Annotated in this window: 12 protein-coding genes; 8 read left to right on the top strand and 4 right to left on the bottom strand. The window is 56.7% G+C overall.

Annotated elements, in window-relative coordinates:
* Nucleotides 1-3 precede the first annotated feature (3 nt).
* Nucleotides 4-645 (bottom strand): glycerol-3-phosphate 1-O-acyltransferase PlsY, encoded by a 642-nt coding sequence (gene plsY / locus RSQ48_RS09625; protein WP_003799629.1) that lies wholly within the window; start codon nt 643-645, stop codon nt 4-6.
* Nucleotides 646-760: 115 nt separating this feature from the next.
* On the opposite strand from plsY, the gene surE reads away from it, so the two are divergent.
* The 4 genes from surE to rlmD all read left to right on the top strand — a co-directional run bounded on the left by surE (nt 761) and on the right by rlmD (nt 4776).
* Nucleotides 761-1501, top strand: coding sequence for a 5'/3'-nucleotidase SurE (gene surE / locus RSQ48_RS09620; protein ID WP_003799631.1), 741 nt, complete (start codon nt 761-763; stop codon nt 1499-1501).
* A complete protein-coding gene (locus tag RSQ48_RS09615) occupies nt 1498-2322 on the top strand; it encodes a protein-L-isoaspartate(D-aspartate) O-methyltransferase (RefSeq protein ID WP_003799633.1) in 825 nt (274 codons plus the stop codon). Before surE ends, RSQ48_RS09615 begins: the two co-directional genes overlap by 4 nt.
* Nucleotides 2323-2345: 23 nt before the next feature.
* Entirely contained in the window at nt 2346-3170 is an 825-nt protein-coding gene (locus RSQ48_RS09610; RefSeq protein ID WP_003799634.1) for a peptidoglycan DD-metalloendopeptidase family protein, read from the top strand.
* Nucleotides 3171-3465: 295 nt separating this feature from the next.
* On the top strand, nt 3466-4776 hold the full coding sequence (rlmD, locus tag RSQ48_RS09605) for a 23S rRNA (uracil(1939)-C(5))-methyltransferase RlmD (protein ID WP_415301727.1): 1311 nt from the start codon (nt 3466-3468) through the stop codon (nt 4774-4776).
* Nucleotides 4777-5095: 319 nt separating this feature from the next.
* On the opposite strand, the gene RSQ48_RS09600 is transcribed toward rlmD, so the two are convergent.
* Nucleotides 5096-5773, bottom strand: coding sequence for a TetR/AcrR family transcriptional regulator (locus RSQ48_RS09600; RefSeq protein ID WP_003799639.1), 678 nt, complete (start codon nt 5771-5773; stop codon nt 5096-5098).
* A 228-nt stretch (nt 5774-6001) separates the two neighbouring features.
* Between RSQ48_RS09600 and RSQ48_RS09595 the strand changes: the two genes are divergently transcribed.
* Entirely contained in the window at nt 6002-7414 is a 1413-nt protein-coding gene (locus RSQ48_RS09595; protein WP_131070624.1) for an NAD(P)/FAD-dependent oxidoreductase, read from the top strand.
* Between the two features lie 154 nt (nt 7415-7568).
* On the top strand, nt 7569-10019 hold the full coding sequence (locus tag RSQ48_RS09590; protein ID WP_415301726.1) for a penicillin G acylase: 2451 nt from the start codon (nt 7569-7571) through the stop codon (nt 10017-10019).
* Nucleotides 10020-10300: 281 nt separating this feature from the next.
* On the opposite strand, the gene RSQ48_RS09585 is transcribed toward RSQ48_RS09590, so the two are convergent.
* Both RSQ48_RS09585 and argH read right to left on the bottom strand, forming a co-directional pair.
* Complete coding sequence (locus tag RSQ48_RS09585; protein WP_336579454.1) at nt 10301-11143, bottom strand: ROK family protein; 843 nt, start codon at nt 11141-11143, stop codon at nt 10301-10303.
* A 166-nt stretch (nt 11144-11309) separates the two neighbouring features.
* The gene (gene argH, locus RSQ48_RS09580) at nt 11310-12731 is read right to left on the bottom strand and encodes an argininosuccinate lyase (RefSeq protein ID WP_059317576.1); all 1422 of its coding nucleotides are present in this window, start codon (nt 12729-12731) and stop codon (nt 11310-11312) included.
* A 144-nt stretch (nt 12732-12875) separates the two neighbouring features.
* Between argH and RSQ48_RS09575 the strand changes: the two genes are divergently transcribed.
* Together RSQ48_RS09575 and RSQ48_RS09570 are read left to right on the top strand one after the other, a co-directional pair.
* Nucleotides 12876-14189 (top strand): mechanosensitive ion channel family protein, encoded by a 1314-nt coding sequence (locus RSQ48_RS09575; RefSeq protein WP_003799649.1) that lies wholly within the window; start codon nt 12876-12878, stop codon nt 14187-14189.
* A 13-nt stretch (nt 14190-14202) separates the two neighbouring features.
* Entirely contained in the window at nt 14203-14541 is a 339-nt protein-coding gene (locus RSQ48_RS09570; RefSeq protein WP_003799650.1) for a P-II family nitrogen regulator, read from the top strand.
* Nucleotides 14542-14569 lie beyond the last annotated feature (28 nt).

Here is a 14569-nt window from a genome sequence, read left to right as displayed (position 1 = left end):
AGATTACTTCTTCTTGGCGCCGATCTTGCTTTCTTTGCCGGTCATCAGGCGACGGATGTTTTCCTGGTGACGCCACAGTAAAAAGGCACTGATCAGGACCAGAGCGGTGGCAATGGAAGTATTCATGGGCCAGACGACCTTGGCGCCGAGCAGGTAATACAAAGGGGCGAAGATCGCGCTGACCAGGGCGGCCAGCGAAGAGTAGCGGCTGACATAGGCGATGATCAGCCAGGTGAGGGCGGTGGCCAGCGCCAGCCAGGGCAGCAGCGCTAAAATGACCCCCAGTGCGGTGGCCACACCTTTGCCGCCTTTGAATCCCAGAAAGACCGGGTACAGGTGACCTAGAAAGGCACAAAAGGCACTGATCCCCAGCAAGGCAGGCGCCCAGCCCCAATTGCTGATGGCTTGTTGGGTCAGAAAGACAGCCAGCCAGCCCTTGAACGCGTCGCCCAGCAAGGTCAGAATGGCTGCTTTTTTATTGCCGCTACGTAGTACATTAGTGGCTCCCGGATTTTTCGAACCAAAGGTGCGCGGGTCCTGCAAGCCCATGATCTTGCTCACGATGACGGCAAACGGCAAGGAGCCGAGCAAATAGGACAAGAGAGCGACCAGCGGGGCGGCCACGGCAAAAGAAACGGCGTTCATGAGGATCGAGCTCCACAATTATTGTTGCGCGGATTCTACCGGCCTTGCAGCAAAATACCAAAGGCAGCGGGTACAATTTGTTGCCCCTGTTAGATTTTTAACGGAAAAGTAAAGCATGCGTATTCTGGTCTCCAATGATGATGGCTACACGGCAGCCGGTATCGAGGCTTTGTATGAAGCTTTGCAAGGACTGGGCGAGCTCACTGTCATTGCACCCGAGACCAATTGCAGCGGTGCCAGCAATTCCCTGACGTTGAATCGTCCCTTGTCGCTGCGCCAGGCCAACAATGGTTTTTATTTTGTCAATGGTACACCGTCCGATTGTGTCCACGTGGCCCTGACCGGCTTGCTGGATTTTCGTCCTGATCTGATTGTGTCCGGCATCAATAATGGCGCCAATATGGGTGATGACACCTTGTATTCGGGTACGGTTGCCGCAGCGATGGAAGGCCATCTGTTCGGTATTCCCGCCATCGCTTTTTCCCTGATCGAGCGCGGCTGGAAGAATCTGGACAGTGCTGCCCGCGTGGCGCGCGATTTGGTCGAGCGCTGCCAGCAGCGTCCTTTGGCGGCCAATACCTTGCTGAACGTGAATATTCCGTGTCTGCCTTATGAGGCGCTCAAGGGCATGCAGGTGACCCGTCTTGGCAAGCGGCATCCCTCGGAGCCGGTAGTCAAGAGTCAGACGCCCTATGGAGAGCCGGTCTATTGGATTGGTCGCGTTGGCGGGGTATCCGATAGTGAGCAGGGAACAGATTTTGGTGCTGTCGAGCAAGGGGCCGTTTCTATTACTCCCTTGCGTGCCGACCTGACTCATCACGAGCAGCTGGCGGGTTTGCGGGACTGGGTGCAATGACAAGTAAGCCAGGCAAGCGCTATCCTTTTGCGGACGGAACACGCAACCGGTTTGGAAAATCCAGCCTGGGCAGTGGTCTGTCGGCCACCAACAGCAATACCCGTATTGTGCAGCGCGGTCAGTTACAACCCGCACCGACGGTGGTGTTGTCTGCACAAGTGTCAACAAGTGTCAATCTGGGTTTGAACTCGGAACGCTCGCGTGGCATGATGATCGAGCGCTTGCGCCGACAGGGTATCACTGATGAACGGGTGCTGGCCGCCATGCAGGCGGTGCCGCGCCATCAGTTTGTCGATCAGGGTCTGGCCAGTCGGGCCTACGAAGATGACGCCCTGCCTATCGGCTTTGCGCAGACCATCTCTCAGCCGTGGGTCGTGGCCCATATGATCAGCCTGGTATGCGACCATAAAATACCGAGTAAAGTGCTGGAAGTGGGGGCCGGGTGTGGTTATCAGGCCGCTGTTTTGGCACAATTAGTAAAAGAAGTGTATGCCGTGGAACGCATCAAAGGCCTGTGCGATCTGGCGCGTGACCACATGCGCCAATTGGGCCTGTCGCAACGGGCACGCATAATGTTTGGTGACGGAATGCAAGGTTACCCGGCGGCGGCGCCATATGATGCTATTGTTGTGGCGGCAGCCGGCCCGGTCATTCCGAGAAGCCTGCTGGAACAATTAACAGTGGGGGGGCGACTGATCGCTCCCGAAGGTACGACACAACAGCGCCTGGTTTTGGTGGAACGCACCGGACAGGCTGCTTGGCGTCGTGAAGAACTTGATGCGGTTCGCTTCGTGCCGATGCGAGCCGGAACCCAGATTTAGTCAGATATTCTCAGGAGATTTATATGCAGCATGCAGTCAGGTTACCGTTAACCGCTGCTTCCACCGGTACACAGTGGTTCTTGACGCCCCGTCAGTGCCTGGTGGCGGCTGTGGTCACCAGTACCCTGCTGGCTGGTTGTGCAAGCCGTACCGAGCGCGCCCCAGTCACTGACCTGAGTTCTTCTTCAGCAGCGGGCAGTGTCAGCACGGCTTCGGGTACGTACGTCGTACGCCCCGGCGATACGCTCTACAAGATTGCACAAGCGCACGGCATGGACGTGAACTCGCTGATACAGTTGAACCAGATTACCGATCCATCCATGCTGCGTGTGGGCCAAACCCTGCGTCTGGATGGAAGTACGTCGATGGCGGCGACCACTACACGTCCTGCCAGCAGCGGCAGCACCCAGACCTCGCCGGTCAGTCCTGCCACCCCTGTCAAGACGGAAACGCCGGTGTCGGCCCCTCGCGCCAGTGATGCGGCGCTCATTGCCTGGGGCTGGCCAGCCAGTGGCAAGATTATCCAGGGTTTCAATGCCTCCACCAAAGGTATTGATATTGAAGGCAAGGTGGGGGACCCGGTTGTAGCGGCGGCTGACGGCAAGATCATGTATGCCGGTAACGGCGTGCGTGGCCTGGGTTCCATGGTCCTGGTCGGCCACAGCAATGGCTTTATTACCGCCTACGCGCATAACAGCGTCCTGCATGTAAAAACAGGTCAGCAAGTGAAGAAGGGTCAGCGTATTGCCGATCTGGGCCAGTCGGACACGACCTCGCCTCGTCTGCACTTTGAGATTCGACGCTCCGGTACGCCGGTTAACCCGATGTCTTATCTGCCTGCGCGATAAACTCGGTAGTGTGTCTGAAAAAAGCGGCTTCTGGCCGCTTTTTTTGTCTGACGTGTTTGGAGTGGAGCGCCGGGCCTGAATGATCCCAAGACGGATCTTGAGGGGGAAGCCAACAGCCTTCTGTGGTATCTATGTGCCGCATAGGTAGTGACCTTGCGGAACCGCCATGGTCGGATTGTGCTTGTTTTTACCCGTTGAGCCGGATGCTCATTGTAAAATCATCGATTCGCCATCGCTAGCGGCGGTGCAACTGCGCCTTTCTGCCTGGCAGGACGCTTATTTGGGTTTTTATCGAATGTCTGACGTATTGTTAATTGAGTCGCTGGATCTGGAAGGCCGCGGCGTCGCCCACAAAGAGGGCAAAGTGGTGTTTGTGGAAGGCGCGCTGCCAGGCGAGAAAGTGTTGGCCGAGACGGTGCGCTCCAAAGACTCGTATGACAAGGCCCGCATGACCGCTTTGCTGCAGGCTTCGTCCCAGCGTGCCGAGCCTCCCTGTCCCAATTTCGGGGTTTGTGGCGGTTGCGCCATGCAACATCTGGAGCCCTCGGCCCAGGTGGCGGTTAAGCAACGTGTGCTGGAGGATTCATTGGCGCACATCGGCAAGGTCAAGCCGGGCCGGGTGCTGGCGCCCTTGCATGGCCCCTACTGGGGCTACCGCTACCGTGCGCGCTTCTCCATGCGTTATGTGCCCAAAAAGGGAGGAGTGCTGGTAGGCTTTCGTGAGAAGAATGGCCGTTATGTTGTGGACATGACTGAATGCCGCGTGTTGCCTCCCAAGGTATCGGCTCTGCTCGAGCCCTTGCGCACTTGCCTGGCAGGCCTGTCGCGCCCGGACCGATTGCCACAGATTGAGCTGGCCATGGGCGACCGGGTCACTACCCTGACCCTGCGTCATATGGAGCCGCTGACCAGCGAGGATATCCAGCGTTTGCAGGATTTCGGGCAAGAGCACGACATTAGCTGGTGGTTGCAGCCCAAGGGCCCGGAAACGGCGCACCCCTTGTTGCGCGAAGATGCGGACAAGCTGGCCTATGCCTTACCCGAGTTTGATTTGCGCATGCCGTATCGTCCTACGGACTTTACGCAGGTGAACCACGACATTAACCGTAGCCTGATCTCGCGTGCCTTGACCCTGCTGGACGTCAAGCCCGAGCACCGTGTGGCCGACTTGTTCTGTGGTCTGGGTAACTTCAGCCTGCCACTGGCACGTCGTGCTGCCGAAGTGGTCGGCATTGAGGGCAGCAGCACCTTGACCGAACGTGCTGGTGAAGCGGCCTTGGTTCACGGCTTGCAGGACAAGGCTACATTCACAACGCTGAACCTGTTTGAAGTGGATGTGCAATGGCTACGTGATCTGGGCCATTTTGATCGTATGTTGATTGACCCGCCGCGTGACGGTGCCTTCGCGGTGGCCACCGCTTTGGCGCAACTGGAAAAGCACGAACGTCCCGAGCGTCTGGTTTATGTGTCCTGTAGCCCTGGTACCTTGGCCCGTGACGCTGGTGTGCTGGTTCATCAAGGTGGCTACACATTGGAATCGGCGGGCGTGGTGAATATGTTCCCGCATACGGCGCACGTTGAGTCGATTGCTGTTTTTACGCGTTAAGCACGCCCTGGACAGACTTGTTATAGAGCGCCTCGCAAAGTGGACAGAGTTCCAGTTTGCGGGGCGTTTTTTTTCCTCACGCCAGCCCTGTCCACTCAATCGCCTACGCTGCTGCTTTCAAGCCCAAAAACGTGGGCTGCACGGCGTTTAAAGGCGGATCGAAGGTTGACTCAAGGCCGTATGCACTGTTCGGTCGGGCGCTCGGAGTGGACTTCCTGTTCTTGCCATGCCAGCGGGTAGCACGCTGTTCTGCATTCGGGCGCGTAGGGGCCACGCAGCTTGATCCGTGCTGTGATCCGGATTGAGCCCGTTTCTGCTGTTACAGGTCTGGGGAAGGCGTGGCCGCTTTGCTGGCGTGGGCAGCCAAGCCATCGTGTATCAGTTCCATCATCATTTTGAATACCTGCTCGGATTGCAAATGCACAAAGCGCGGCAGAACCCGGCGCAGCATGGGGATGTCTTCAGCAGGCCACTGTTGAAGTTCGTCCAGTTCTTGGCTTGTCACGGGACGGATCAAACCACTTAGCTCACCTTGAATCAAGCCGTAAAGGGCGGCATACCAGCCTACACAGGCGGCGGGGATCTCGGCATCACTCAACCCTGCATCGCGCAAAGCGCCATACACCTGCTCAAGGACCAGGTAGTCGGCACTGCCGGTATTCAGAAAACGCTGCATTTGTTGAAAAGTCTGCGGATAATTCAACGCCAGAGTCCGATATTGTCGGGCCAGATCATAGAGTCGTTCGTCCCAGGGCAGGTGACGGTCTACGGGTTGAATGCGACCACTTAAGTAATCCGCCATTGCACGCAGCAGCCCTTCTTTGGACTTGAAGTGATAGAGCACGGCCATGGGGTCGCAGCCTACCCGTTCCCCCAATTTCCGCAGTGAAAAGCCATGATCCCCAGCCTCTTCGATCAAGTTGACGGCCGCCAGCACCAGCTCGTTCTTATTGAGTTTGCGTGTTCGGGTCGCGGTGAGAGGGGATGCGTGCGCCAATAGTGTTCCTTTAGTGCGAGAAAAGAGTAACGGATCAATTTGCCAAGTTTAACTCTACAGAGTAGAATAAATTCAATTCTACAGCGTAGAAGAAGATCGTTCCATTCCGTTTTTGCAACGGGATGTTGATAACGAGACAGAACGGAACGCCGCGTTGACGGGGCGTCACCGGAGCATTCCGCTCTGTGATCCAGGCGGCCAAAGGGCCGTAACAGACACAGGACATTTATGCTTATTTCCAAACCCACGCTTTTAAACGATGTTTCTCATGCACAGAGCTTGTTGACCAGTAATCCTCGATTGTGGAACTGGCGGCAAGGCCATCTGAACGACGCGGTCGCGCCTGCTACCTACTACGAGGCGTCTCTTGCACCCTGGACCCGCTTTGAACCCCTGCAAGCTGACACGCACTGCGATGTGCTGGTGGTCGGTGGCGGCCTGCTGGGGGCCTCGACCGCCTTGCACCTGGCCCGCTCCGGTCTGGATGTGGTGCTGGTGGAAAAAGACAGTATTGGCTCGGCGGCCTCAGGCCGCAACGGCGGGCAACTGACACCGGGTCTGGCTCGATGGGAAGCGGCGGACATGATCGCGCATCTGCCCTTGGATGAAGCTCGTCGCTTGTGGCGCTTTGCCTCGCACGAAGCCATGGATCTACTGGATCAGATCGCTCAGGATTACGAACTGGATTTTGATCGTCGCCGCGGCCATTTGACGGCTGCCGTTCATGCCGGCCATATGGGTGCTCTGGTAGAGGGGGCGGATGCCCGCCGCTATCTGGGTGATACCAGTGTGGAAATTGTGGGTAGTTACGAGCTGGAGCAGGAAATCCGCTCGCCGCTGTATCACGGTGCCGTGGTGGATACCTTGGGTGGTCAACTGCACCCCTTGGCGCTGCTGCGCGGACTGGTGTATGGCCTGGTTCAGCATGGCGGTCGAGTTTACGAAGGCAGCCCGGTCCAGGAGATCGAGCAGACGGAAAAGGGCGCCTTGGCCATCACCCCCGGTGGCACGATTCTGGCGCGTCAGGCCTTGGTGCTGGCCGTGCATGACACGACTTCGCAGTTCTTGCCCACGCAGTCCAATACCACTGTTCCGTTCTATACCTATGTAGGTGTGACTGAACCCCTGGAGTGTCCAGTCAGCGAGCTGCTGCCAACCGACCGTGCGGTGTATGACACACAATTCCAGATCGACTACTACCGAGCCGTGCGTCAAAACCGTTTGCTGTTTGGCGGGCAAGGCACCGGTACCAGTTGGTCTCCTGACCGTATCAATGACTACTTGCTGGATCGTATCCAGACGGTTTTCCCGCAGCTGGAGCAGGTGCAGTTGGACTTTTCCTGGAGCGGGATCAGTGACTTTACTCTGAACGGTGCCACGGACTCGCGCAAGACCGAGGATGCGGTTCCCGTGTACATGGTGCATGGCTGGAGTGGTCACGGCGTGGCGCAAACCGTGCGTATTGGTAAAGCCATTAGTGACGACGTCATGGGTCGCAACGAGGACTTTGCCATGCTGACGGATATTACCCACCGCAGCATCCCTTTGGGCCATCACTTATCGGGTCTGGCCATCCCCGTGGTCAAGGCCGCGATAGGCATGATGAGCGCGGTTAATCCCGGTCGCCTGGTGTCTTTCTAAGTACGCTTTCAAGTCCCTGCTCAGCGGCGTTGACTAGGGCAAGCCCTTACTTGTTTTCGATCCTGATTGCTTTACATTGTGATTTCCTATTTGTATTGGCTTCAATATTTTAGGTTCATAATAATTTTCAGTATCATAAAAACAAGGGACAGATATGCAGAAAGGGCTTGTTCGTACCGGGCTTGTGGCCGCTGGTTTGATCTTGGGTTGGGCGGGGGCACCGACCCACGCGCAAGTGCAGTCGGTAGAGGTGATGCGGGACAGTTATGGCGTGCCGCACGTCTTTGCCGACAGCCACTATGGCTTGTATTACGGCTATGGTTATGCGGTCGCCCAAGACCGTCTGTTCCAGATGGACATGGCGCGTCGCTCCTTTGTCGGCACAACCGCCGCCGTCTTAGGCCCTGGTGAGCAAGATGCCTACGTCAAGTACGACATGCAGGTGCGGCAGAACTTCACCCCGGCTTCCATACAGCGGCAGATCGCGGCCTTGTCCAAGGATGAGCGCGATATTTTTCGTGGCTATGCCGATGGCTATAACGCCTATCTGGAGCAGGTGCGGCGTCGCCCTGAGTTGCTGCCCAAAGAATATGTGGATTTTGATTTCCAGCCCGAGCCGCTGACCGACTTTGATGTGGTCATGATCTGGGTGGGCTCCATGGCCAATCGCTTCTCCGACACGAATCTGGAAGTGACGGCATTGGCCATGCGTCAGTCTCTGGAGAAACAGCACGGCCCGGAACGAGGCAGTGCCTTGTTTGATGAGCTGCTGTGGATTAATGACACAACAGCTCCTACTACAGTTCCGGCCCCCGCTGCCGAGCACAAGCCGCAGGCACAAGCAGGGACGCAGGATCTGGCTCATGTTTCCTCGCCAGTACTGGCTACCGAGCTAGAGCGCCAGGACAAGCACTGGGGCGGCCGTGGCCCGGACTTCGCGCCCAAGGCCAGCAACCTGTGGAGCACTCGCCCCGAGCGAGTGCAGGAGGGCTCGACCGTACTGATCAACGGCCCACAGTTTGGCTGGTACAACCCGGCCTACACCTATGGCATTGGCTTGCATGGCGCCGGCTTCGATGTGGTGGGTAATACGCCTTTTGCCTATCCGATCGTACTGTTTGGCACCAATAGCGAGATTGCCTGGGGGGCGACTGCTGGCCCGCAAGATGTGGTGGACATATATCAGGAAAAATTGAACCCCTCGCGTGCCGATCAGTACTGGTTCAACAATGCCTGGCGCACGATGGAGCAGCGCAAGGAACGTATCCAGGTACGCGGTCAGGCTGATCGGGAAATGACGATCTGGCGCACCGTGCACGGCCCTGTGATGCAGTTTGATTACGATCAGGGCGCGGCGTACAGCAAGAAACGCAGCTGGGATGGCTATGAGGTGCAGTCCTTGCTGGCCTGGTTGAACGTGGCCAAGGCCCGCAACTGGACGGAGTTTCTGGATCAAGCCAGCAAGATGGCGATTTCGATCAACTGGTACTACGCCGACAAGCACGGCAATATTGGTTATGTCTCGCCGGCCTTCCTGCCCCAGCGTCCTGCCGATCAGGACATCCGTGTCCCTGCCAAGGGGGATGGCAGCATGGAGTGGCTGGGCATCAAGAGTTTCGACGCGATTCCCAAAGCCTACAATCCACCCCAGGGCTATCTGGTCAACTGGAACAACAAGCCTGCGCCGGACAAAACCAATACGGATACTTACTATTGGACCTATGGCGACCGCATGAATGAACTGGTCAGTCAGTACCAGCAGAAAGACCTCTTCAGTGTGCAGGAGATCTGGGAGTTCAATCAAAAAGCCTCCTATAGCGATGTGAACTGGCGCTACTTCCGCCCACATCTGGAAAAGCTGGCGCAACAGCTGCCGGCCGACGATAGCAGCAAGGCGGCGCTGACGATGTTGCTCGCCTGGGATGGAATGGAACAGGATCAGGGAGGGCAAAATGCCGGACCGGCGCGGGTGCTCTTCAAGACCTGGCTGGAAGAAATGTACAAGCAGGTCTTGATGCCGGTGGTGCCTGAATCGCATCGCGCCATGTATAGCCAGACTGGTTTTGCCACGCAGCAAGGTCCCAACCCCGGTTCCATCAACTTGAGCATGGGCACCAAGGTCTTGTTGCGTGCCTTGGCGCTGGAAGCCCATCCCGATCCCAAGCGTGTGAATGTCTTTGGTGAGCGCTCTTCTGAAGAAATCATGCTGGAGGCTTTGCGATATGCGCAGGCTCGCTTGAGCCAGGAGCAGGGCGCTCAGATGGCGCGCTGGACCATGCCGACCTCCGTGCATCGTTTCAGCGACAAGAACTTCACGGGAACCTCGCAGACGATGCCGGGCAATACCTTTGCCTTTACCGGCTATCAGAATCGAGGCACGGAAAATAACCGCGTGGTGTTTGATGCCAGGGGCGTGGAGTTCTGCGACGCCATGCCGCCCGGCCAAAGCGGTTTCACCGACCGCAATGGAGTGCGCAGCCCGCATTATGAGGATCAGCTGAAGTTGTACGAGAACTTCGAGTGCAAGACGATGGATGTGACGCATGCGGACATTCGTCGTAATGCGCAAAGCAGCACGATGCTGTTGATTCAGCCTCAGCCTTAACGTTGAGTGCGGCACCTGCGCTTTGAGGCGGTGCCGCTTTTTTTGATCGTTGCTGGAGGGCTTAGCTGGCCAGGAGATGTAGCCCGAAGTTGTAAATTAGTAAAAATAGCCTGTCAGTATCAGGAGCGAAGCTGAGTATGAAGTCCAAGCTGCAAATCCGGGCAGGATCGGAAGTGGGTTGAAGCGATATAAATGTATTGACTCAGGTTGATCTGACAGACTCTGGCAGGTCTATTGGGCAGAAAACGACCCGGAGCGGAAATAGGTGGTGAGCCCCGAACTCAGCGAGGAGCTGTCAGCGCAATTTGAGCGGCGCCCATCGCGACAAGATCCTCCAATTCGTGAACTGTCCGTATCTCGCACTTTTTTAGCATGCTTGGGATCGCCGAGGCTTCGATTTGGGTTTGCGCCTCTGCCCAATACCCAACAAGTTTGAGGGTGCCCCCGCCGACTGAAAGACGATGTGGGTTCAATAGATTGATGATTCCCCCAAGTGCACGCCCAAGAGCGCGTCCTCCTTCCGCAATCACTTCTAATGCCGCCAGATGACCTCGTTGGCTTAACAGTGCTAACTGGTTTGCGTCAACGTTAAGTCTATTGGCCATGTAGCGTCCACCAGCGATGTCGTCGAGTCTTTCCCACTGTGAGCCAGATGCCTGCACTGGCCAATATCCAAGTTCGCCAGCCCACCCCCTTGCACCGCGGAATACTTTGCCGTTGAGCATAAGACCACAACCAATGGCAGTACCCACCATAACGGTGACGGCTGTCTTGTCACTAGCCAAGTCAATTACAGTAGCGTGTAGTGCTGCATTCGCATCGTTTACCAAGGAAACCTGGTCGACTTTTTGGCAAAGCAGAGTATTTGCTCTCCACCCAGCAAGTTTCGGCAAGACATCACAGGCAACCACAGTATCGTTTTCGACGACGCCAGGTACAGCGATGCCAATCACAACGCCTGGTTCGACGTATTGCCCAATAAAATCCTTTAAGATATTCCTTAGATCAGCAGCACCGAAATCGGGTCCGGTTTCGAACCGCAGGACGTGATCCCGATACCTCAGTAGTAGCTTTGTCCCACCAAGATCAACTCCTACAGCGGACTGGAAGACCTGATTCATCATGTTTTACCTCAGTAGAGCTGTGTCCGCTTTTGGCTGAGAGCAGCAGTTCCAGTCCTAAGCCTAACGCAACTGACAAAACACGTCAGACCAAATCTGAGTCAACACCTGTAAAAAAAGCCGCTCCTGGAACAGGAGCGGCTTTTTCTGCTTTCAGGCGAAGCGTTTATCAACCTGCTACACGATCCAGAATGCGCTGTGCCTCGATGCGGACACGCTCGGGGGCGGTGCCACCGATGTGTTTGCGCGAAGCGACCGAGCCTTCCAGTGTCAGCACGCCAAAAATGTCCGACTCGATACGGCTGTCGAATTTCTGCAGCTGTTCCAGGTTCAGATCAGCCAGATCGCAGCCCAGTTGTTCGCACTCGCGTACGGCCAGGGCCACGGTTTCGTGGGCGTCACGGAACGGCAGGCCTTTCTTGACCAGGTAGTCGGCCAGATCGGTAGCGGTGGCAAAGCCTTGCAGGGCGGCGGCGCGCATCGCTTCTGGCTTGACCTTGATGCCGGAGATCAGGTCGACAAAAATGGTCAGGGTGTCGCGAATGGTATCAGCCGAATCGAACAGACCTTCCTTGTCTTCCTGGTTGTCCTTGTTGTAGGCCAGCGGTTGGCCTTTCATCAAGGTCAGCAAGGCGATCAGGTGACCATTGACGCGACCCGTCTTGCCACGGGCCAGCTCGGGAACGTCGGGGTTTTTCTTTTGCGGCATGATGGAGCTGCCGGTGCAAAAGCGGTCGGCCAGATCGATAAATCCCACGCGTGGGCTCATCCACAGCACCAGCTCCTCGGAGAAGCGGGAGATGTGCGTCATGATCAGGGCAGCAGCGGCGCAGAATTCGATGGCGAAGTCGCGGTCCGACACAGCATCCAGCGAGTTGCGGCACACATCGTCAAAGTTCAGCAGCTTGGCAACCATTTCGCGGTCGATGGGGTAGCTGGTACCGGCCAGGGCGGCAGCGCCCAAAGGCAGGCGGTTCACGCGTTTGCGGCAGTCTTGCAGACGCTCGGCATCGCGCTGGAACATTTCGGCGTAAGCCAGCAAATGGTGGCCAAAAGTAACGGGCTGGGCCACTTGCAGGTGGGTAAAGCCGGGCAAAATTGTATCTGCCTGGGCCAGGGCCAGCTCGGCCAGCTTGCGCTGCATCTGGGCCAGCAGGTCCAGGGCAATGTCGATTTCATTGCGCAGCCACAGGCGAATGTCGGTTGCCACCTGGTCATTGCGCGAACGGCCCGTGTGCAGGCGTTTGCCGGCATCGCCAATCAGCTCGACCAGGCGCTTTTCAATGTTCAGGTGCACGTCTTCCAGATCCAGCAACCACTGGAACTGGCCTTGGGCGATTTCGTCCAGAATCTGGCTCATGCCGCGCTCAATGTCGGCTTTGTCCTGCTCGGTGATCACACCGACAGCAGCCAGCATGCTGGCGTGGGCCAGGGAACCCTGAATATCAAAGCGGGCCATGCGCTTGTCAAAGTCCACCGACGCTGTGTAGCGTTTGACAAGATCAGAGACGGGCTCGGAAAAACGAGCCGACCAGGCCATGGCTTTATTGGCAAACTGGTCTTGGGAAGAGGGGGGGGTGTGTGTTGACATAGAGGGCAATTATAGTGGATCGGACGGACGAACGCAGGTCATCCAGTCCCGCAGGAAACAGACGCTGTGCAGTATATTAGAGAGTTTTCAGACTCTAGGAAACCAGGCAGACCTTTTTGGGGCTGGCTGGATAAGGAACACGACATGGAGCAAGAACGCACCTTTGCCGATTTGTTGGGCTGGCAATGGATCGAGGCGTATTTACCGCAGGATCGCTGGGTACAGATCCTGGCCGGCCTGGCCATGCTGACCGTGCTGGTCTGGATTGTCAGCTGGTTGACCACGTCGGTGCTTTCCCGTCTGGTACGGCGTTTGTTGAAAGTGGCAGGCAAGGATGATTGGGCGCGGGCTTTGGTTAAAAAGCGCTTCGTGCGCAATGTGGGGTATGCCGTGCCCTTGTTGGTGGTCAGCTCCAACCTGACGTTGCTGCCATTGACCAAGACCTTGCTGGAGGTGGTCGAGCGCGTGGCTCTGCTGGGCTTTCTGGTCTTTTTCATCATGGCAATTGTCAGTTTGCTGGGGGCCTGGCAAGAGGTCTATGCCAACTCCAGCAAAGGGCGCACCAAATCCATCAAGGGATACGTGGAGGTTGCCAAGATCGCGGTCTGGGCGGTGGGCATCATCGTCATGATCTCCATTATTCTGGACCAATCCCCTGTGCTGCTGCTCTCCGGTCTGGGCGCGCTGTCGGCGGTATTGCTGCTGGTTTTCAAAGACACTTTGCTGTCGCTGGTGGCCAGTACGCAAATGAGCACCAATGACATGCTGCGCATTGGTGACTGGATCGAGATGAAACAGGCCGGTGCGGATGGCTTTGTGATTGATATCGCTTTGCATACCGTCAAGGTGCAGAACTGGGACAAGACGGTCACTACCATTCCGACCTACAAGCTGTTTTCCGAAAGTTATCGCAACTGGCGCCAGATGTTCGAGTCTGGTGGGCGACGGATCAAGCGCACCTTGAGTATTGATGCGTCCAGCGTGCGGTTCTTGACCCCTTCCGAAGTGGACAGCCTGTCGCGTTTTGCCTTGCTGCGCGATTATCTGAACGAGAAAAAAGAAGATCTGGAGCGCTCCAACCAGGAGCTCAGCCGTGCGGGCATGGATGCGGTCAACTATCGCCGCTTGACCAATCTGGGTACGTTTCGCGCCTACTGCATGGCCTATATCAAGCGCCATGCTGAAATCCATCAGGACATGATTCAGATGGTGCGCATGATGGAGCCGACTGCCGAGGGTATTCCTGTCGAGGTGTATTGCTTTACCAATAAAACGGCCTGGGTGGACCATGAGCGTATCCAGGGCGATATTTTTGATCACTTTCTGGCGGTGCTGCCTGAAATCGGTTTGCGTCTGTTCCAATCGCCTACTGGCCGGGATCTGAGTCTGGGCCTGAGCCTGGCAGCAGAAAGTCACCGCTCCTTGCGGGACAGTGGCAAAGAATCTCTTTCAATTTGACGTGTGAGTAACCATGAAACAAATTACGGCCATTATCAAACCTTTCAAGCTGGATGAAGTACGTGAGGCTCTGGCAGAGCTGGATGTGAACGGCTTGACCGTGACCGAGGTCAAGGGCTTTGGCCGTCAGAAAGGCCACACCGAGCTGTATCGCGGGGCTGAATACGTGGTGGACTTTCTGCCTAAGATTCGTGTGGATATTGTGGTGGCGGCAGATCGCTGTGATGCCATCATCGAAGCCATTATCAAAGCGGCTCATACCGGCAAGATTGGCGATGGCAAAATTTTTGTGACGCCGGTCGAACAGGCTATCCGTATTCGTACCTCGGAAAGCGGCCGCGATGCGCTCTAACAGGCACCCGTGTCCCGGTATCTCGGGC

The sequence above is a fragment of the Alcaligenes sp. SJTW-7 genome (assembly GCF_047716895.1).
Classification (GTDB): Bacteria; Pseudomonadota; Gammaproteobacteria; order Burkholderiales; family Burkholderiaceae_B; genus Alcaligenes; species Alcaligenes ammonioxydans.
The sequence above is the reverse complement of the archived record's forward strand: the minus strand, read 5'-3'. Positions and strand labels throughout refer to the sequence as shown.